This window comes from Isoptericola variabilis (assembly GCF_050311655.1).
Taxonomy (GTDB): domain Bacteria; phylum Actinomycetota; class Actinomycetes; order Actinomycetales; family Cellulomonadaceae; genus Isoptericola; species Isoptericola variabilis.
On record NZ_JBNOZM010000001.1, the window covers coordinates 852,093 to 871,194 of the forward strand.

Here is a 19,102-nt window from a genome sequence, read left to right on the forward strand (position 1 = left end):
ACAAGCCGCATGATCTGGCCGCTCATGACGTGTGAAATCCTTCACAAGCACGTCTCAGGGCGGGAGGCGAGGGGTACCGGGGGTGACGACGGGGACGGCCGCGCCCGAGGGTGCCGAGGGACGGACGTCACCACCGACGACCTCTGCGGTTCCGTAGACTGGCGCGGTGACCACCCCCCTGTCCGCCCCCGCACCCGCGGGCGGCGTCGACGGCGCGCGGCTGCCGCTGCGTCCCGAGCTCGCGGACGAGGTGCCCTACGGCGCCCCGCAGCTCGACGTGCCCGTGCGGCTGAACGTCAACGAGAACCCGTACGCCCCGTCCGAGGCCGTCGTCGCGACGATCGCCCGCCATGTCGCCGACGCGGCGCGCGGGCTCAACCGCTACCCGGACCGCGACTTCGCCGGCCTGCGCGGCGACCTGGCCGACTACCTGGCCGTCGAGTCGGGTGTCAGCGTCGCGCCCGAGCAGGTCTGGGCCGCCAACGGCTCCAACGAGGTCATGCTGCACCTGCTGCAGGCGTTCGGGGGCCCCGGGCGCACCGCGCTGTCCTTCGCGCCCACCTACTCGATGTACCCCGAGTACGCGCGGGACACGCACACGCGCTGGGTCACCGGGCGGCGCGAGACCGACTTCACGCTCGACGTCGACCACGCGGTCGCGACGATCGCGGAGGTCCGGCCGTCCGTGATCCTGCTCGCCAGCCCCAACAACCCGACCGGTACGGCGCTGCCGCTCGCGACGGTGGAGGCGATCCTGGACGCCGCGGCGCAGGTCGAGGTGCCCGACGCCCCCGAGCACGACGGCCGCCGCGCCGGCGCCGTCGTCGTGGTCGACGAGGCCTACGCGGAGTTCCGCCGACCCGGCACCCCGTCGGCCCTCGAGCTGCTCGGGTCGCACCCGCACCTCGCGGTCTCGCGCACGATGTCGAAGGCCTTCGCCGCGGCCGGGCTGCGGCTGGGCTACCTCGCCGCGTCCACGGCGCTGGTCGACGCGCTGCGCGTCGTCCGGCTGCCGTACCACCTATCGGCGGTCACGCAGGCGGCCGCGCGCGGCGCGCTGGCCCACCACGACGAGCTGCGCGCCCAGGTGCGCGACCTGCGCGACGAGCGCGACGCCCTCGTGGCGTGGCTGCGCGCGCAGCAGGTCGGCGGGCGCCCGCTGCAGGTCGCAGACTCGGACGCGAACTTCGTGCTGTTCGGCACGTTCGGCGACCGCCACGCCGTCTGGCAGGGCCTGCTGGACCGCGGCGTCCTCATCCGGGAGACCGGCCCCGACGGGTGGCTGCGCGTCTCCGTCGGCACGCCCGCGGAGAACGCCGCGTTCCGGGCCGCGCTCACCGAGGTCGTCAGCGAGACGGTCACCGGCGCCACGGCGCCCGAGAAGGAGGACTGATGCAGCACCGCACGGCCCGCGTGGAGCGCACGACGAGCGAGTCGAGCGTCGTCGTCGAGCTGGACCTCGACGGCACCGGGCGCACGGAGATCTCGACCACCGTGCCGTTCTACGACCACATGCTCACCGCGCTCGGCAAGCACTCGCTGATCGACCTCACCGTGCGCGCGACCGGCGACACCCACATCGACGCGCACCACACGGTCGAGGACGTCGCGATCGTGCTCGGCGAGGCCCTGCGCGAGGCTCTCGGCGACAAGCGCGGCATCTCCCGGTTCGGCGACGCGACCGTGCCGCTCGACGAGGCGCTCGCGCTCGCGGTCGTCGACGTGTCGGGCCGCCCGTACCTCGTGCACTCCGGGGAGCCGGAGGGGCAGGAGTACCACCTCATCGGCGGGCACTTCACCGGGTCGCTCACGCGCCACGTGCTCGAGTCGATCGCCCACCACGCCGGCATCTGCCTGCACGTGCGGGTCCTCGCGGGGCGCGACCCGCACCACATCGTCGAAGCCCAGTTCAAGGCGCTCGCGCGTGCGCTGCGCGCCGCCGTCGCCCCCGACCCGCGCGTCGAGGGCGTCCCGTCCACGAAGGGTGCGCTGTAGCCGCATGACCACCGATCCCGACCGGCACCCCGACCAGCAGCCGGACCTGCCGGACGATCTGCCCGAAGGCTTCGAGGTCCCCGACGACCTGTCCGGCCTCGACGGCGCCTCCGCGGACCCCGAGCTGGCGGTCCTCATCACGCAGATCGCGGGCGCCGAGCCGCTCGCTGCCGCCTGTTCGCTCGCCGAGCTGGACGTCGACGCCGCGCCGACGCCGGTCGGTGCCCTCGCCGTGCTGCGCGACACGAGCGGTGACGAGCCCGCCCGGGCCGCCGCCGCGATCTCGAAGCTCGTGGCCGGCGTGCCGCTCGTCCTCGTGACCCGGCAGGGCGAGCAGCTCACCTGCGTGCGCTACGTCGACGGCGAGGCGGAGGGCGAGCTGCCCCCCGGCCTGGTGCTGGGCGGCGCGCCGGAGGCCCTCGAGGACCTCGTCACCGGCCAGCTCACGGTGGCCGACCTGCCCGGCGTCGTGCCGTCGTCGAGCATCGGCCGCTTCAAGGCGATGCGGATGCTCACCGGCGCCGCGCGCAAGGCCCGCAAGAAGCAGTAGGGGAGACGCATGCCGGACACGCCCAGCACCGACCGCGACCGGATCGCCGCGGCGCAGCAGGCCGCGGGCATCTCGCCGCTCCTGCCGCACGGCGGCGCGGCCGACGCCCTGAACCCCGCGCCGGCGCCCGCCCGCGCGGACGGGCGCTCCCACGTCGTGGTGCTCGACTACGGCTTCGGCAACGTCCGCTCGGCCGTGCGCGCGCTCGAACGGGTGGGGGCCGACGTCGAGCTCACCGCCGACCTGACGCGCGCCGCGGAGGCCGACGGGCTCGTCGTGCCTGGCGTGGGCGCGTTCGCCGCCTGCATGGCCGGGCTGCGCGCCGTCCGCGGCGACCAGGTGATCGACCGGCGCCTCGCCGGCGGCCGACCCGTGCTCGGCATCTGCGTCGGCATGCAGGTGATGTTCGACGCCGGGGTGGAGCACGGGGAGCGCGCCGAGGGGCTGGGCGAGTGGCCCGGCGTCGTCGAGCGACTGGACGCCCCGGTCGTGCCGCACATGGGCTGGTCGCCCGTGGAGGTCCCGGAGGGCTCCCGCCTCTTCGCGGGGGTGGAGCACGAGCGCTTCTACTTCGTGCACTCGTACGCGGCGCAGGAGTTCACGCAGGGCCACGACGGCGACGCGGACCCCCGGTACACGCCGCCGCTGGTCACATGGGCGCGCCACGGGGCGCCCGGCTCCGAGGCGCGGTTCGTCGCCGCCGTCGAGAGCGGTCCGCTCGCCGCCACGCAGTTCCACCCCGAGAAGTCCGGCGACGCCGGCGCGACCCTGCTCGAGAACTGGGTGCGGTCGCTCTGACGACCGCACCACCGAACGATGGAGAACCCTGTGACTGACCGCCTCGTGCTGCTGCCCGCCGTCGACGTCGCCGACGGCCAGGCCGTCCGCCTCGTGCAGGGGGAGGCCGGCTCGGAGACGTCCTACGGCGACCCGCTGGCCGCCGCCCGCGACTGGCAGGCGGGCGGCGCCGAGTGGATCCACCTCGTGGACCTCGACGCGGCGTTCGGCCGTGGGTCGAACGCGGACCTGCTGGCGCAGGTCGTGGCCAAGCTCGACGTCCAGGTGGAGCTGTCGGGCGGCATCCGTGACGACGCCTCCCTCGAACGTGCCCTGGCCACCGGCGCGCGCCGCGTGAACATCGGCACCGCCGCCCTCGAGGACCCGGAGTGGACCGCGCGCGTCATCGCCGAGCACGGCGACGCCGTCGCCGTCGGGCTCGACGTGCGGGGCACGACGCTCGCCGCCCGCGGCTGGACGCAGGAGGGCGGCGACCTGTGGGAGGTGCTCGCCCGCCTGGACGACGCCGGCTGCGCCCGCTACGTCGTCACCGACGTCACCAAGGACGGCACGCTGCGCGGGCCGAACGTCGACCTGCTGCGGGAGGTCGCCTCGCGCACGCCCGCGAAGGTCGTCGCGTCGGGGGGCATCTCCTCCCTCGCCGACCTCGAGGCCCTGCGGGCCCTCGTGCCGGACGGCGTCGAGGGCGCCGTGGTGGGCAAGGCCCTGTACGCCGGGGCGTTCACGCTGCCCGAGGCGCTCGACGTGGCAGGCCGGCCGTGACGACGGGCGACGGCGGCGTGGGCCGGGCGCTCCCGGGTCACCTGCGGTCGATCCAGCCGACGTCGCAGTTCGCCGGCGACGACGGCTCGGCCGACCCGGAGCTCGCCGCCCTGCTGGGCGCGCACGCCGCCGGCACGGGGTCGCTCGAGGACGTCGTGCGGCGTCTCGCCGTCACCCGCGTGCTGGTGCCGGTGCTGGCGGAGCTCGCCGTGGCCGACGTCGTCGAGCGCGACGGGCCCGCCGGCACGCAGGAGCTGCACGTCGACAAGGAGGCGGCGGCCGGCGTGGTGGCGATCGAGGTCCTCGACGGGCGCCGCGCGCTGCCGGTCTTCACCTCGGTCGACGCGATGAAGGCCTGGCGCGCGGACGCCCGGCCCGTCCCGGTCGAGGCCGCCCGCGCCGCGCTGTCGGCAGTGAGCGAGGACTGGTCGCTGCTCGTCGTGGACCCGGCCGGCCCGGCCACCGCGCTCGTGCCGCGCCCGGCCGTGTGGGCGCTCGCCCAGGGGCTCCAGTGGCGGCCCGCGCTCGTCCCGGCCGGCCCGGACGGCGCGCTCGAGGTCGACCCCGAGGTGGCCTCCGCGGTGGCGGACGCCGCCGCGCCCGTGCAGCACGTGGTGCGCGCCCACGCCGAGCGCGGTCGTCGCGCCGAGGTCGCCGTCGTGCTCGCCCTGGACCCGGGCCTGGACCGGCCCGGGCTGGACCGCGTGCTCGCGCAGGTCAACGCACGACTGGGAGCCTCGACGGTGATCTCCGGCCGCGTCGACTCCCTCGAGCTGCGGGTCGGCGCGGCGCGCTGACCCGGCGCCCCCGCCTCGCGCGACCTAGCGGGCCGCCGTCGCGGACGGGCTCGCGGACGGCTGCGCGCACGGCGGCAGCGCCCGGAACCCGTCGGCATCGTCCAGCACCCGCTCCAGCGTGGACAACGGCACCAGCAGGGACCGGCCGTCGGAGGTCTTCGCGTACACGACGCCGATCACCCGGCCCTGCGCGTCCAGGGCCGCGGACCCCGACGAGCCCGGCTCGACCGGGGCGTCCGTGAGCAGCACCTCGCCGAGGTTCTCGTGCAGCGGGTCGGTGGTGGGCCCGATGACGGTGCCCGCGGTGATGGTCAGCTCGCCGCCCTCGGGGTAGCCCACCACGGTGACGTCGTCCCCCGGCCGGGGATCGCCGTCCGCCAGGGTGGGGTAGCTGGGCAGGGGGTCGGCCGTGCGCACCAGGGCCAGGTCGGCCAGCGACGCGCTGCCCGCGGCGGAGACCTCGAGGTCGCGCCCGTCGTAGGTGCTGACCTCCAGCGCCTCGGAGTCGGCCACGACGTGCCTGTTGGTGACGAGGGTGTGCTCGTCGACGGCGAACCCCGACCCGGTCGACAGCCCGTCGCAGCCCACGTTCCGGATCCGCACGGCCATGCGCTGCACGGCGTCGAAGCCGTCGGGCGACAGCCCCTCCGTGCCGTCGGCGGAGAGCGGCGCGGGAGCGGTCCGTGCGACCCGCGTCGGGACGACGTCCTCCGGCACCGGCGGCGGCAGGGCGGGGAGCACCCCGCACCCGGCGAGCGCCGCGGCGAGGAGCAGGGCCGGCGCCGCGCGCAGGCCGTGCCGGGCGCTCCGACGGGCCGCCGGGCGGCTCACTGCTCGAGCTCCTGCTCCAGCTGGTCGTTGGCCTTCGAGGCCTGTCGGCACAGCGTCTCGACGTCGGAGGCGAACCGGTCGAGGTCCTTCGCGTCGTACGAGCCCCGGTCCTCGAGGTAGGTGATGAGCTGCGACTGGGCGTCGACGCAGTCGCCGAGCGCCGTGGTCACGACGCCCGCCGCCTCGCTCACGCGCCGCTGGTAGTCGAGGTACTGCTGCGAGGCGACGTTCTCGTCGCCGAGCTGGGCCTTCTCGTTGGCGAGGTCGGTGATGCGGGCCGTCGCGGTGGCGAGCTGCTCGCGGGCGGCGACCAGCTCGGCGTCGGTGGCCTCGAGCTCGGCGTCGAGGGCCGCGACCCGGTCGGCGTACCCCCGCGCCTCGTCCTCCCACGCGGCGCTGTGCGCCTGCCAGCGCGTGGTGGTGACCCACAGGTACGCGCCGATGCCGAGCGTCCCGGCGAGCAGCACGGACAGGACGACGACGGCCGTGGGGCGGCCGCGGCGTCGGGCGGGCGCGCCGCCCCCCGTCGGGGGCGGCGGACGGTCCGGGGGCGGGGGCCAGGCCGACGGGGCGGACATCTCAGACGACGGAGCCCGTGAACTTCTCGCCGGGGCCCTCACCGGGGGCGTCGGGGACGACGGAGGCCTCGCGGAACGCCAGCTGCAGCGACTTCAGGCCGTCGCGCAGGGAGCGGGCGTGCTGGTTGCCGATGTCGGGGGCGCTCGCGGTGACGAGAGCGGCGAGCGCGGTGATCAGCTTGCGCGCCTCGTCGAGGTCCAGGTGCCCCTGGGCTTCGGCGTCCTCCGCCAGGCCGCACTTCACGGCGGCGGCGCTCATGAGGTGCACGGCCGCGGCCGTGATGACCTCGACCGCGGCGACGTCCGCGATGTCGCGGGTGGCGTCGTCGGCGGGGTTCTCGGAGGTGGGGGAGGTGGCGTCGGGCGAGGTGCTCATGGGGTCCATCTTCGCATCGGGCGGGACCGTGACGGCCCCGCGGGGACGGCCGAGGCCGGGCCCCCGGTGGGGACCCGGCCTCGGTGCTCGGGCTCGAGGGAGGGACGGCGGACGGGCCGCCGTGCGTGCCTCGAGCCAGCCTCGTGGTCGGCGAGTCAGATGCCGACGGGCTCGACGTCCGGGCCCGAGCCGGCGGCGGCCGGCGACGGCACGTGACCGGCCGACACCTCGGCGCGGAGCTTGGCGCCCAGCTCGGCGTCGACGTTCGTCCAGTACTGGAAGAACCGCTCGCGGATCTCGTCGATCGTGATGGCGAGGCCCTGGCCGGTGAGCGTCTCGAGGAACCGCGCCTTGGCGCCGTCGTCGAAGACCTCGCGGTACAGGGTGCCGGCCTGGCCGAAGTCGTCGTCCTCGGCGTGCAGGGTCTGCGCGGCGCGCACCAGCTCGCCGTCCGACTCCCAGCCGGCCTCGACGCCGCGCGCCGGGTCGGCCACCGGGCCGCCCTGGGCGCCGAACGAGTTCGGCGTGTAGACGCGGTGCTCCGGGCCGTTGAAGTGGTACTGCATGTTGCCCTGGTGCATGTAGTTCGCGACCGGGGCGGCGTGCGGCTGGTTCACCGGCAGCTGGTTGTAGTTCGTGCCGATGCGGTAGCGCTGCGCGTCCGGGTAGGAGAAGACGCGCGCCATGAGCATCTTGTCGGGCGAGATGCCGGTGCCCGGCACCTGGTTGCCCGGCGAGAACGCGGCCTGCTCGATCTCGGCGAAGAAGTTCTTCGGGTTCCGGTTCAGCGTGAACGTGCCGACCTTGATCAGCGGGTAGTCCGCGTGCGGCCAGACCTTCGTCATGTCGAACGGGTTGAAGCGGTACGTCTTCGCGTCCTCGTACGGCATGACCTGGACCTTGACGTCCCACGAGGGGTGCTCGCCGCGCTCGATGGCCTCGTACAGGTCGCGGCGGTAGTAGTCCGCGTCCTCGCCGGCGATCCGCTCGGCGTCCTCCGCCGACATGTGCTCGACGCCCTGCTGGGAGATGAAGTGGTATTGCACCCAGAAGCGCTCGCCCTCGGCGTTGATCCACTGGTAGGTGTGCGAGCCGTAGCCGTTGAGGTGGCGCCACGACTTCGACAGGCCGCGGTCGCCCATGACGTAGGTGACCTGGTGGGCCGACTCGGGGGACAGCGTCCAGAAGTCCCACTGCATGTCGGCGTTGCGCAGGCCCGAGGCGCCGAGGCGCTTCTGCGAGTGGATGAAGTCCGGGAACTTCATCGCGTCGCGCAGGAAGAACACCGGGGTGTTGTTGCCGACGATGTCGAGGTTGCCCTCGGTGGTGTAGAAGCGCAGCGAGAAGCCGCGCACGTCGCGCCAGGTGTCGGGGGAGCCCTGCTCGCCCGCGACCGAGGAGAAGCGCAGCAGCGTCTCGCTCGTGGCGCCCTTCTGGAAGACCGCCGCGCGGGTGTACTGCGAGACGTCCTCCGTGACGACGAACTCGCCGAACGCGCCGCCGCCCTTGGCGTGCGGGTTGCGCTCCGGGACGCGCTCCCGGTTGAACGAGGCGAGCTTCTCGACCAGGTAGCGGTCGTGCAGGACGGTGGGCCCGTCCGCACCCAGGGTGAGTGACTGTGCGTCGCTCGCGACCGGGGTGCCGGTCTGCGTCGTCGTGAACGGCGTCGTCATGTGATGACGTCCTTTCTCAGGGGGGGTTCCGGTTCGGTCCGGCTTCAGGAGGTCGCGCCGGGGCCGGCCGCCGGGACGGGGTCGGCGGCCGTGGCAGCGGCGCAGTCGGGGCACAGGCCCCAGAAGGTGACCTCGGCGAGGTCGACGGCGAACCCGTGGGACGCGCTGGGCGTCAGGCAGGGCGCGTGCCCCACGGTGCAGTCGACGTCGGCGACGGCGCCGCACGAGCGGCACACCACGTGGTGGTGGTTGTCGCCGGTGCGGCGCTCGTAGCGGGCGGGGTGCCCGGCCGGCTCCATGCGGCGCAGGAGGCCGGCCGAGGTGAGCGCGTGCAGGCAGTCGTACACGGCCTGCACCGACACCGAGCCGAGGTCGGCGCGCACCGCGCGCACGACGTCGTCCGCGGTGGCGTGCTGGTGCCCGGAGAGCGCGCGCAGGACGGCGAGCCGGGAACCGGTGACGCGTAGCCCCCGCTCCCTCAGCAACGTCTCGTCCGTCATCGCCGTGGTCATGGCGGCGACCCTGCCATACTTTCTGGAACGATTCCAGTAAAGGTCGCGGGGTGGACGGCCGAGACGCTCGCCACACCGGCCGGGCGGGCCGGGATCCCGTGCTAACCTTGACAGCTGACCGACCTGGGTCCATCAACGCGTCGCTCCACGGGGCGTCCGCAGGGCTCAGGTGCATCAAGTGGATCTCATCCCACCCGAGCACCGACCGTGCGCCCCTGGCGCCGACAGGGGCCGGGTCACCGGTCGGACGCCCCTCGTGGGTGTCCGCCTCGGTCGTCGGAGCGTTCGCGCCCCGACGTCGGTAGATGGCCTCCACCTGTGCTCAGGTCGGGGGCCTTTCCCGTCCCTGGCGGTCTACCGACGAGTTCCTAGGAGCATCACCATCAGCGAGCCTCGCATCAACGATCGGATCCGCGTCCCCGAGGTCCGACTCATCGGCCCGGGCGGGGAGCAGGTCGGCGTGGTCGCCACGGGAGTCGCCCTGAAGCTTGCCCAGGACGCCGACCTCGACCTCGTCGAGGTGGCCCCGGACGCCCGTCCGCCCGTCGCCAAGCTCATGGACTACGGCAAGTTCAAGTACGAGTCGGACATGAAGGCGCGCGAGGCGCGGCGCAACCAGGCGAACACGGTCCTCAAGGAGATCCGGTTCCGCCTGAAGATCGACCCGCACGACTACGGCACCAAGAAGGGCCACGTCGTCCGCTTCCTCGAGGCCGGCGACAAGGTCAAGGTCATGATCATGTTCCGCGGTCGCGAGCAGTCCCGCCCCGAGATGGGTGTGCGTCTGCTGCAGCGGCTCGCGGAGGACGTGGCGGACCTCGGCTTCGTCGAGTCGATGCCGAAGCAGGACGGCCGCAACATGACCATGGTGCTCGGGCCGGTCAAGAAGAAGGCCGACGCCAAGGTCGAGCAGCGCAAGCGGTCCAGCGAGATCAACGCGCAGCGCAAGACCAAGTCGGAGGCGAAGGCGGAGGCCCGTGCCCAGGCCGGGTCCGCTCAGCCGGCGGCCGAGCCCGCGTCGACGGAGCCCGAGGTGGAGGCGCCCGAGGCGCCGGCTGCCGAGGTCGCCGCACCGGCCCCCGCCCCCAGCGCACCGGTCGAGCCGGCCCCGGCGAAGCCCGCGGCGGAGAAGCCTGCCCCGGCGAAGCCGGCGTCCGCGGAGAAGTCCGCCGAGGCCAAGCCCGCCACGCCGAAGCCCGCGACCCCCAAGGCCGCGACGCCCAAGCCTGCGACGCCGAAGCCCGGCACGCCGCGGCCGGCGGCGCCGCGACCGAAGCCGAGCCCCCGCGCGGGGCGCTGAGGCCGCACACGACCATCTGGCACCGGGCCGCTCGCCGGCCCCGGTCCGCACCACGTCCCCGCCACCCGGCGGGTGACCGACACGAGGAGAGACGGCAGTCATGCCGAAGAACAAGACGCACTCCGGCGCCAAGAAGCGCTTCCGGGTCACCGGCAGCGGCAAGGTCATGCGCGAGCAGGCCAACCGCCGCCACCTGTTCGAGCACAAGCCGACCACCCGCACCCGCCGCCTCGCGATGGACCAGCAGGTCTCGCAGGCCGACGTCAAGAAGATCAAGAAGCTGCTCGGCAAGTGACCCGTCCGGCGGCCGCACCGGCCGCCGGGTCCACTTCCGGCCCCGACACTGCAAGGAGCATCACGTGGCACGCGTGAAGCGGGCGGTCAACGCCCACAAGAAGCGCCGTACGACCCTCGAGCGCGCCAGCGGCTACCGCGGCCAGCGTTCGCGCCTGTACCGGAAGGCGAAGGAGCAGGTCACCCACTCCCTCGTCTACTCGTACCGCGACCGCAAGGCGAAGAAGGGCGACTTCCGCAAGCTGTGGATCCAGCGCATCAACGCTGCGTCCCGCGCGCAGGGTCTGACCTACAACCGCCTCATCCAGGGCCTCAAGGCTGCCGGTGTGGAGGTCGACCGCCGCATGCTCGCCGAGCTCGCGGTCAACGACGTGGCGGCGTTCAACGCGCTCGTCCAGGTCGCCAAGGACGCGCTGCCGGCCGACGTCAACGCGCCGAAGGCCGCCTGAGCCACCTCGCTCAGCACCACGGACGCCCGGACACCCCCGACCTGTCGATGCCGCGCATGATCCCAGGCATCCCCGACGTGACGCTCGCGAACCCGCGGGCGGACCGGGTCAAGCAGGTCAGGGCGCTGTCCGGGCGTCCTGCGCGTTCCCGGCACGGCCAGTTCCTCGTCGAGGGGCCGCAGGGAGTGCGCGAGGCGGTCCGCCACGCCGCCCACGACGTCCGGGACGTCTACCTCACGCCCTCCGCGGCCGAGCGGTACGACGAGATTCTCCGCGACGCGCTCGACTCCGGCCTCCACGTGCACGTCGGGACCCCCGAGGTGCTGGACGCGATGAGCCCCGACGCCCAGGGCGTCCTGGCGGTCGTGCGCGCCCGGTCGTACGGCCTCGACGAGGCGGTGGCCTCGCTGGCCGAGGCACGGGCGGCCGAGGGGCGCCCGCTGCTCGTCGCGGTGCTCGCCACCGTGCGCGACCCGGGCAACGCGGGCACCGTGATCCGCGCCTCGGACGCCGCCGGCGCGGACCTGGTCGTCCTCGCGGGCCACAGCGTGGACCCCCACAACCCCAAGGTGGTGCGGTCCACCGCCGGCTCGCTCTTCCACCTCCCGGTCGTCACGGGGACGTCGCTCGCCGACGCCGTCGCCGTCCTCCGGGCCGTCGGCTGCGTCGTCCTCGCCGCGGACGGCGCGGGCACCCACGACCTCGACGACCTGCTCGACGTCGCGGGCCCGGGCCCGCGGGCATCCGGCCAGCCGGACCTGGCCGGCTCGACGGCCTGGGTCTTCGGGAACGAGGCGTGGGGGCTCCCCGAGGCCGACCGGGCCCTCGCCGACGCCGTCGTCCGCGTGCCGATCCGCGGTCAGGCCGAGTCGCTCAACCTCGCCACCGCCGCGACGGTGTGCCTCTACGCCAGCGGTCGCGCCCAGCGCTGATCGTCCTGCCGCGGCGTCACCCGTCGTGTCGTCGTCGGGCCGGCCGAACGCCCCCGGGCCGGCGTGGAACAGGCCGAACGCCAGGACTCCGAGCGACCCGGCGACCCACGCTGCCACCGGATGCTGCCCCGCCGGCGACCAGACGAGCCAGAGCGGTGTCGTGCTCAGGGCGAACCAGCCGGCCACCAGGTGGGGTACCGGGCCCGAGCCGAGCGCCGACGGGTAGCGCCGGCGGGTGATGCCGCGGACGAGGTGCGGGACGCCGTTCCCGCCCCGGACGCCGGCGAGGAAGCTCAGGACGATCGTGGTCGGCACGGTGCGCCTCCGGTCGGGGTGGGGCCCGCGCCCGGGCGGCGCGGGCCGTCGTGCGCCGGTCTTCCGCGCCCCTGGACGGGCCGCGCGGTCGTGGCACGATGGGCGCGTGCGCCTCTTCACGGCCGTCTACCCCTCCGCGGAGGCGGCCCGCCACCTGGAGCTCGCCCTCGCGGGCGTCGGCGGGCCCGCACTCTCCGACCCCGGGCGAGGGCTGCGCTGGGTCCCACCCGAGCAGCGGCACGTGACGCTCGTCTTCCACGGCGAGGTGCCGGACGGCGCGGTGCCGGCCTACGTCGACGCCCTCGGCACGGCGCTCGCGGACGTGCCGCCGTTCGACCTGGCCCTGGCGGGCAGCGGCTCGTTCGGCGGGCGGACGCTCTGGGTGGGCGTCGCCGGGTCGGTGGACGACCTGCGCCGGGCCGGGGAGCTCGCGCAGGACGCCGCCGTCGGCGCCTCGGGCCTGCCCGCCTCGGACCGCACGTCGGGTCGGCCGCACCTCACCGTCGCGCGTGCGACCGCGCGGGCCGCGGAGGGCCGGCGCCGGGTGGACGGCGCCCGCGGAGGTACGCGGGGGCCGCGCGGCCGTGAGGCCGAGACGTCGCCCCTGGTGCCCTGGGCGCGGGCGCTGGCCGTGTACCGCGGGCCGTCGTGGCAGGTCGACGCCGTGCGCGTCGTCGCGTCGCGGCTCGGGGAGGGCCGCTCGGGAGGTCCGTTGCACGAGGAGGTCGCCGTCGTGCGGCTGGGCGACCGGGACGGCGTCGGGCGGACCGTGCCATCATGGGAGGCGTGACACGCCGCGACCGCCGATTTACCGGGCCCGCCACGGGCCCGGCCCCGGCGACGCCCGCGCGCTGAGCGCGGCACCGCGGACGCCGACCTGACCGGCCCGGGCGGGCACATAAACTGACCCGGCCGCCACACCCCTCGCAGGGCCCCTCTCAGGAAGGCACGCATGTCCACGCCCGCACCCACCGCAGCACCCGGCAACGACCCCGGCAACGACCGACAGGGCCCCGACCCGCTGGACGTCGGAGCGCTCGACGCCGCCGTCGCGGACGCGCTGGCCGCCGTCGCCGCCGCGCGCGACCTCGACGAGCTGAAGGCCGTCCGCACCGCGCAGACGGGGGACCGGAGCCCGCTCGCCCTCGCCAACCGCGCCATCGGCGGCCTGCCCGGACCGGACAAGGCCGCAGCAGGCAAGAACGTCGGCCCGCGCCGCGGCCGCGTGAACCAGGCGATCGCCGCACGCCAGGCCGAGCTCGAGGCGGAGCGCGACGAGCGGGTCCTCGTGGAGGAGACCGTCGACGTCACGCTGCCGACCGACCGGCGCCCGGTGGGTGCCCGGCACCCGATCGAGCTGGTCCAGGAGCGCGTCGCCGACTTCTTCGTCGGCATGGGCTGGGAGATCGCGGACGGCCCCGAGGTCGAGGCGGAGTGGTTCAACTTCGACGCCCTGAACTTCGCCCCGGACCACCCGGCGCGGCAGATGCAGGACACGTTCTACGTGGCGGGCCAGGGGGACAAGCCGTCCAACCTCGTGCTGCGCACGCACACGTCGCCGGTGCAGTCGCGCTCGCTGCTCGAGCGTGGGGTCCCGCTGTACGTGGCCTGCCCCGGCAAGGTGTTCCGCACCGACGCCCTGGACGCCACGCACACGCCGGTCTTCCACCAGGTCGAGGGCCTCGCGATCGACAAGGGCCTGACGATGGCGAACCTCGTCGGCACCCTCGACGCCTTCGCGCGCGCCATGTTCGGCCCGGAGGCGCGCACGCGCCTGCGCCCGAGCTTCTTCCCGTTCACCGAGCCGAGCGCCGAGATGGACCTGTGGTTCCCGCAGAAGAAGGGCGGCGCGGGCTGGATCGAGTGGGGCGGCTGCGGCATGGTCAACCCGAACGTGCTGCGCGCCGCCGGGATCGACCCCGAGGAGTACCAGGGCTTCGCGTTCGGGATGGGCATCGAGCGCACGCTCATGCTGCGCCACACGATCGCGGACATGCACGACATCGTGGAGGGCGACGTGCGCTTCTCCACCCAGTTCGGGACGGAGATCTGATGCCCCGCATCGTCACTGACTGGCTCGGCGAGCACGTCGAGCTGCCGGCGGACCTCACCGCGGAGCAGCTCGCGGCGGCGCTGGTGAAGGTCGGCCTGGAGGAGGAGGAGATCCACCCCGCCGCCGTCACCGGCCCGCTCGTCGTGGGCCGCGTGCTCGCCCAGACCCCCGAGCCGCAGAAGAACGGCAAGACCATCAACTGGTGCCTGGTCGACGTCGGCCCGGAGCACAACGCCACGCAGGTCAAGGGCGTCGACGACGCCGACGTCCCGGCGGGCGGGGCGCGCGGCATCGTCTGCGGCGCGCACAACTTCGGCGTGGGCGACTACGTCGTCGTGTCGCTGCCCGGCACCGTGCTGCCCGGCGGGTTCGCCATCGCCGCGCGCAAGACGTACGGGCACGTGTCCGACGGCATGATCTGCTCGGTGCGCGAGCTCGGCATCGGCGAGGACCACGACGGGATCCTCGTGCTCACCCGTGCCGGGTTCGACGCCGCGGACCTCACGCCCGGCCAGGACGCGATCGCGCTGCTCGGCCTCGGTGACGAGGTGCTCGAGATCAACGTGACCCCGGACCGCGGGTACGCGTTCAGCTACCGCGGCGTGGCGCGCGAGTACGCCCACTCCACGGGCGCGCGGTTCACCGACCGGGGCCTGCCGGAGAGCCTCGCGACGACGCCGCCCGCGCCCACGGCCGACGGGTTCGCCGTCGAGGTGGACGACGCGGCGCCGATCCACGGGCAGGTGGGCTGCGACCGGTTCGTCACGCGCGTCGTGCGGGGCATCGACCCCGCCGCCCCCACCCCGCCGTGGATGAAGCGTCGTCTCGAGGGCTCGGGGATGCGGTCCATCTCCCTGGCGGTCGACGTCACCAACTACGTGATGCTCGACCTGGGCCAGCCGCTGCACGCCTACGACCTCGACAAGGTCGCGGCGCCGATCGTGGTCCGCCGCGCGGCGCCCGGGGAGCGCCTCACCACGCTCGACGACGTCGACCGCGCGCTGGACGCCGAGGACCTGCTCATCACGGACTCGCCCGCGGGCGACCGGGGTGCGCGGGTGCTGGGCCTGGCCGGCGTGATGGGCGGCGCGTCGTCCGAGGTGAGCCCGTCCACGACGGACGTGCTGGTCGAGGCGGCGCACTTCGACCCGATCACCGTGGCCCGCACGTCGCGGCGCCACCGGCTGCCCTCCGAGGCGGCCAAGCGGTTCGAGCGCGGCGTGGACCCGCGGCTGCCCGCCGTCGCGGCGCAGCGGGTGGTCGACCTGCTCGTGGAGCTGGGGGGCGGCACGGCGGACCCCGCCGTGAGCGACCACGACACCACGACGGCGCCCAAGCCCCTGCGCCTCGACGTCACCCTGCCGACCCGGCTGGCGGGCGTGGCGTACGACCGCGCGACGGTGGTCGGGATCCTCGAGCAGATCGGCTGCACCGTCACGGACGCGGTCGCGGGCGCGAGCGTGGATGCGGTGCGCGTGACGCCCCCGTCGTGGCGCCCCGACCTCACCGAGCCCGCCGCCCTGGTCGAGGAGGTCGTGCGGATCGCCGGCTACGACCAGATCCCGTCGGTGCTCCCCGCCGCCCCCGGCGGGCGCGGCCTCACGCCCGAGCAGCGGGCCCGCCGGTCGGTGGCGCGCGCGCTCGCGGAGGCGGGCCTCGTCGAGGTGCTGTCCTACCCGTTCGTCGGCGAGGCCGACCTGGACGCGCTCGGGCTGCCCGACGACGACGTGCGCCGCACCACGCTGCGCCTGGCCAACCCGCTGGCCGACGACCGGCCGTTCCTGCGCGCCGACCTGCTCTCGACGTTGCTCGAGACCGTGCGCCGGAACGTCTCGCGCGGCCTGCCCGACGTGGCGGTCTTCGAGATCGGCCTGGTCACGCGGCCGACGCCGGGCACGCCGGCCCCGCCGCAGCTGCCGGTGGGCGTGCGGCCGTCGGACGACGACCTGGCGGCCCTGGTGTCCGCCGTCCCGGACCAGCCGCGGCACGTCGCGGGGGTGCTCACCGGCCGGGCGGTGCCCGCCGGGTGGTGGGGCGACGGTCGTGCGGCCGACTGGGCGGACGCGCTGGGCGCCGCCCGCCTCGTCGCCCGGCGCACGGGCGCGGAGGTCACCGTCGCGGCCGACACGGACACGATGCCGTGGCACCCCGGCCGCTGCGCCGCGCTCACGCTGCCCGACGGCGCCGTCGTCGGGCACGCGGGCGAGCTGCACCCGAAGGTCGTCGAGGCCCTCGGCCTGCCCGCCCGGGCGGCGGCGTTCGAGCTCGACCTGGGCGCGCTGATCGCGGCGGGCGGGGACGCCCCGGTCACGGCCGAGCCGGTGTCCGCGTTCCCGGCCGCGAAGGAGGACTTCGCGTTCGTCGTCGACGCGGACGTTCCCGCCGCCGACGTGCACGCCGCCGTCGTCGCGGGCGCGGGCCCGCTGCTGGAGGACGCACGACTCTTCGACGTCTTCACCGGCGAGCAGGTGGGCGCGGGCAAGAAGTCGCTGGCCTACTCGGTGCGGCTGCGTGCCGCCGACCGCACCCTGACGGCCGACGACGTGCGCGCCGTCCGCGAGGGCGTCGTCGCCGCGGCGACCGAGCGCGTGGGCGCGGTGCTGCGTGGCTGACGAGGGGGCCGTCGCGGGCTCGGCGGGCGACGTCCCGCCGGCCCGTACCGCCCTGGTCACCGGCGCGAGCCGCGGCATCGGCCGCGCGGTGGCGCTCGGGCTGGCCCGGGCGGGGCTGGACGTCGCGCTCGTCGCCCGGGACGCCGACCGCCTGGCCGAGGTCGCGCGCGAGGTGCGCGACCTCGGCCGGACGGCCCTGGAGCTGCCCGCGGACGTCACCGACGCCGGGGCGGTCGCCGCGGCCGTGCGGGCGGCCGAGGCGTCGTCGGCCGACGGCGGGCTGGGCTCCGTGGACCTCCTGGTCAACAACGCCGGCCGCATCGACGCCGAGGTGCCCCTGTGGGAGGCCGACCCCGACGTGTGGTGGTCGGTGCTCGAGACGAACGTGCGCGGTCCGTTCCTGCTGGCCCGGCACGCCGTGCCGGGGATGCTGGCGCGCGGCGGGGGACGGGTCGTCGACCTCAACAGCGGCGCGGGCTCGCACGACAACGGCGACGCGACCGCCTACAACGCGAGCAAGACGGCGCTGATGCGCCTCGGCGCGGGCCTGCACCTCGCCGGCCACGCGCGCGGCCTGCGGGTCCTCGAGGTCGCCCCCGGCGTCGTGCGCACCGACATGACGGGGGCGATGCGCGCCCACGAGGGGCGCACCGAGTGGACGCCGGTCGAGCGGACCGTCGACCTCGTCACGGCGTTCGCGCGCGGCGACCTGGACGCCTGCTCCGGGTGGTTCGTCCGCGCGTCGCACGACACCCCGGCGTCGCTGGTGCGCCTCGCGCAGGAGGCGTCGGCGCCCGCCGCCCGCCGGCTGCGGGTGCAGCCGGCCGCGGAAGACGACCCGCTGGGTCCGGTGCTCGTCGGTCGCTGACGGTCCCCGGTACGTCGGGTGTCATCGGGTGTCACGGTGCGCCTCCGGGCGCCTCCCTGCAGGGTGTACGGAGGCAACCATCAGAGGTTGCCGCGCCTGCCGCGACGACCACGGAGGTCCTATGCGCACCGCACACCCGCACCCCGCACGCCCGCACGCTGTCCGCACCCCGCTCGCCGTCCTGCTGGCCGTCCTCGGGCTCCTGGCCCCGGTGGCCCTCGTGGCCGGGGCGGGCCCGGCCGACGCCGCGATCACGAAGCTGACGCCCGGGAACTTCCGCTGGAGCCTGTCCCGCACCCCCGCCTCGCTGGTCGCGGGGCTCGACGCCGCGCTGCCGAACGTGAGCATGCGGACGGTCGTCGACGACGGGAACCGGGCGGGCATGGCCTGCTCCGCGTCCGTCACCCACCGGGTCGCGTCGTTCTGCTGGAACGCGGGCGACCGGGACACGACCGCCTGGTACCCGCAGGGCGTCACCACGAGCAACGACGCGCTCGGCGCCGGCACCTACGAGGGCCGTCGCGTCCTCATGGCGAGCTGGTACGACCACGCGTCCGACGGCGTCGCCAAGGGCAGCCGCGTCAGCGTGGTGAACCTGACGTCGTCGACGACGACGCCGACCTACCGCCACGTGCTGCTGGCCGAGCCGGTCACCGAGGACGGTAAGCCGTCGTTCCGGCCGGTGAACGTGCACGCCGGCGGGCTCGCCTGGTACGGCAACCTGCTCTACGTCGTCGACACCACGGGCGGGCTGCGGGTCTTCGACCTCGACCACCTGTGGCGGGTCACGACCGGGGACGGCCCGACGAAGGTCGGCCGGCAGCCCGACGGGTCGTACCGGGCGTTCGACTACAAGTACGTGCTGCCCCAGGTGGCGAAGTACGGCGACTCGACCGTCGGTGGCTACCCCCAGCTGCAGCACTCCTCGGTCGCGCTCGACCGGACGAGCACGCCCGACTCGCTCGTCGTCAGCGAGTTCCGCAGCCAGGGTGACCTCGACGACGGGCACGTCGCGCGGGTGGTGCGGATCCCGATCGACTACACCGACCGGCTCCTGAGCGAGTCGTCCGACGGCCTCGTCCGGGCGACGGAGGCGTACCGCACCGACCTCGAGCGGGTGCAGGGAGCCGCCGCGATCGACGGTGAGTTCTTCTTCTCGCAGAGCGACGGCAGCGACTTCTCCGACCCGAACTCCGAGGGCGACCTGCACACGTGGCGGCCGGGGGCGTCCGCGACCACCCGCCACGGCAACGCCTTCCCGCCCGGGCCGGAGGACCTCTCCTACGACCCGACGCGCGACGCGCTGTGGAGCCTCAGCGAGTACCCGGGCCGTCGCTGGGTCTTCGCGGTGGACGCGTCGTCCTTCTGAGCCCGAGCCGAACCCGAGGTCCGGTGCCTCCCCGCCGC

20 protein-coding genes are annotated in these 19,102 nt (G+C 75.0%); 15 read left to right on the plus strand and 5 right to left on the minus strand.

All coding sequences use genetic code 11. The features are described from left to right. Positions 1-166 precede the first annotated feature (166 nt). From ACQP60_RS04015 to ACQP60_RS04040, 6 genes are read left to right on the plus strand one after another with little or no spacing between them, the layout of a single operon-like run. Entirely contained in the window at positions 167-1,393 is a 1,227-nt protein-coding gene (locus ACQP60_RS04015; protein ID WP_429728600.1) for a histidinol-phosphate transaminase, read from the plus strand. Then, positions 1,393-1,995 carry an imidazoleglycerol-phosphate dehydratase HisB gene (hisB, locus tag ACQP60_RS04020; protein ID WP_429728601.1) on the plus strand — a complete coding sequence of 201 codons (603 nt, stop codon included), beginning with the start codon at positions 1,393-1,395 and terminating at the stop codon, positions 1,993-1,995. Before ACQP60_RS04015 ends, hisB begins: the two co-directional genes overlap by 1 nt. Positions 1,996-1,999: 4 nt before the next feature. Beyond that, the gene (locus ACQP60_RS04025) at positions 2,000-2,545 is read left to right on the plus strand and encodes a hypothetical protein (protein WP_429728603.1); all 546 of its coding nucleotides are present in this window, start codon (positions 2,000-2,002) and stop codon (positions 2,543-2,545) included. A gap of 9 nt (positions 2,546-2,554) precedes the next feature. Continuing rightward, a complete protein-coding gene (gene hisH, locus ACQP60_RS04030; RefSeq protein WP_429728605.1) occupies positions 2,555-3,343 on the plus strand; it encodes an imidazole glycerol phosphate synthase subunit HisH in 789 nt (262 codons plus the stop codon). Between the two features lie 30 nt (positions 3,344-3,373). Further along, positions 3,374-4,105: a bifunctional 1-(5-phosphoribosyl)-5-((5-phosphoribosylamino)methylideneamino)imidazole-4-carboxamide isomerase/phosphoribosylanthranilate isomerase PriA gene (gene priA / locus ACQP60_RS04035; protein ID WP_429728607.1), complete on the plus strand. Its 732-nt coding sequence runs from the start codon at positions 3,374-3,376 to the stop codon at positions 4,103-4,105. Continuing rightward, complete coding sequence (locus ACQP60_RS04040; RefSeq protein WP_429728609.1) at positions 4,102-4,902, plus strand: SseB family protein; 801 nt, start codon at positions 4,102-4,104, stop codon at positions 4,900-4,902. Before priA ends, ACQP60_RS04040 begins: the two co-directional genes overlap by 4 nt. A 24-nt stretch (positions 4,903-4,926) precedes the next feature. Here ACQP60_RS04040 and ACQP60_RS04045 read toward each other — a convergent pair whose 3' ends face one another. From ACQP60_RS04045 to ACQP60_RS04065, 5 genes are all read right to left on the minus strand, one after another. Further along, on the minus strand, positions 4,927-5,733 hold the full coding sequence (locus ACQP60_RS04045; protein ID WP_429728611.1) for a S1C family serine protease: 807 nt from the start codon (positions 5,731-5,733) through the stop codon (positions 4,927-4,929). Beyond that, positions 5,730-6,311: a hypothetical protein gene (locus ACQP60_RS04050; RefSeq protein ID WP_429728613.1), complete on the minus strand. Its 582-nt coding sequence runs from the start codon at positions 6,309-6,311 to the stop codon at positions 5,730-5,732. The genes ACQP60_RS04045 and ACQP60_RS04050 overlap by 4 nt, the downstream gene beginning before the upstream one ends. Before the next feature lies 1 nt (position 6,312). Further along, entirely contained in the window at positions 6,313-6,687 is a 375-nt protein-coding gene (locus ACQP60_RS04055; protein ID WP_429728615.1) for a DUF1844 domain-containing protein, read from the minus strand. Positions 6,688-6,842: 155 nt separating this feature from the next. Then, entirely contained in the window at positions 6,843-8,360 is a 1,518-nt protein-coding gene (locus tag ACQP60_RS04060) for a catalase (protein ID WP_429728617.1), read from the minus strand. Between the two features lie 44 nt (positions 8,361-8,404). Next, complete coding sequence (locus ACQP60_RS04065; RefSeq protein WP_429728619.1) at positions 8,405-8,872, minus strand: Fur family transcriptional regulator; 468 nt, start codon at positions 8,870-8,872, stop codon at positions 8,405-8,407. 433 nt (positions 8,873-9,305) lie between these two features. Here ACQP60_RS04065 and infC point away from each other — a divergent pair, with 433 nt between their 5' ends. The 9 genes from infC (at position 9,306) to ACQP60_RS04110 (ending at position 19,064) form a co-directional block, all read left to right on the plus strand. Then, a complete protein-coding gene (infC, locus tag ACQP60_RS04070; RefSeq protein ID WP_429728809.1) occupies positions 9,306-10,172 on the plus strand; it encodes a translation initiation factor IF-3 in 867 nt (288 codons plus the stop codon). Positions 10,173-10,272: 100 nt separating this feature from the next. Beyond that, on the plus strand, positions 10,273-10,467 hold the full coding sequence (rpmI, locus tag ACQP60_RS04075) for a 50S ribosomal protein L35 (protein WP_380316449.1): 195 nt from the start codon (positions 10,273-10,275) through the stop codon (positions 10,465-10,467). A 64-nt stretch (positions 10,468-10,531) separates the two neighbouring features. Next, the gene (rplT, locus tag ACQP60_RS04080) at positions 10,532-10,915 is read left to right on the plus strand and encodes a 50S ribosomal protein L20 (RefSeq protein WP_079576292.1); all 384 of its coding nucleotides are present in this window, start codon (positions 10,532-10,534) and stop codon (positions 10,913-10,915) included. A 56-nt stretch (positions 10,916-10,971) separates the two neighbouring features. Continuing rightward, the gene (locus ACQP60_RS04085; protein WP_429728621.1) at positions 10,972-11,847 is read left to right on the plus strand and encodes a TrmH family RNA methyltransferase; all 876 of its coding nucleotides are present in this window, start codon (positions 10,972-10,974) and stop codon (positions 11,845-11,847) included. 421 nt (positions 11,848-12,268) lie between these two features. Next, complete coding sequence (thpR, locus tag ACQP60_RS04090) at positions 12,269-12,952, plus strand: RNA 2',3'-cyclic phosphodiesterase (protein WP_429728623.1); 684 nt, start codon at positions 12,269-12,271, stop codon at positions 12,950-12,952. 162 nt (positions 12,953-13,114) lie between these two features. Next, complete coding sequence (gene pheS, locus ACQP60_RS04095; protein WP_429728625.1) at positions 13,115-14,215, plus strand: phenylalanine--tRNA ligase subunit alpha; 1,101 nt, start codon at positions 13,115-13,117, stop codon at positions 14,213-14,215. Then, positions 14,215-16,827 (plus strand): phenylalanine--tRNA ligase subunit beta, encoded by a 2,613-nt coding sequence (gene pheT, locus ACQP60_RS04100; protein ID WP_429728626.1) that lies wholly within the window; start codon positions 14,215-14,217, stop codon positions 16,825-16,827. The genes pheS and pheT overlap by 1 nt, the downstream gene beginning before the upstream one ends. Next, positions 16,820-17,695, plus strand: coding sequence for an SDR family NAD(P)-dependent oxidoreductase (locus tag ACQP60_RS04105; RefSeq protein ID WP_429728628.1), 876 nt, complete (start codon positions 16,820-16,822; stop codon positions 17,693-17,695). Before pheT ends, ACQP60_RS04105 begins: the two co-directional genes overlap by 8 nt. Before the next feature lie 121 nt (positions 17,696-17,816). Next, positions 17,817-19,064, plus strand: coding sequence for a hypothetical protein (locus tag ACQP60_RS04110; RefSeq protein WP_429728630.1), 1,248 nt, complete (start codon positions 17,817-17,819; stop codon positions 19,062-19,064). The last annotated feature ends 38 nt before the right edge of the window (positions 19,065-19,102 follow it).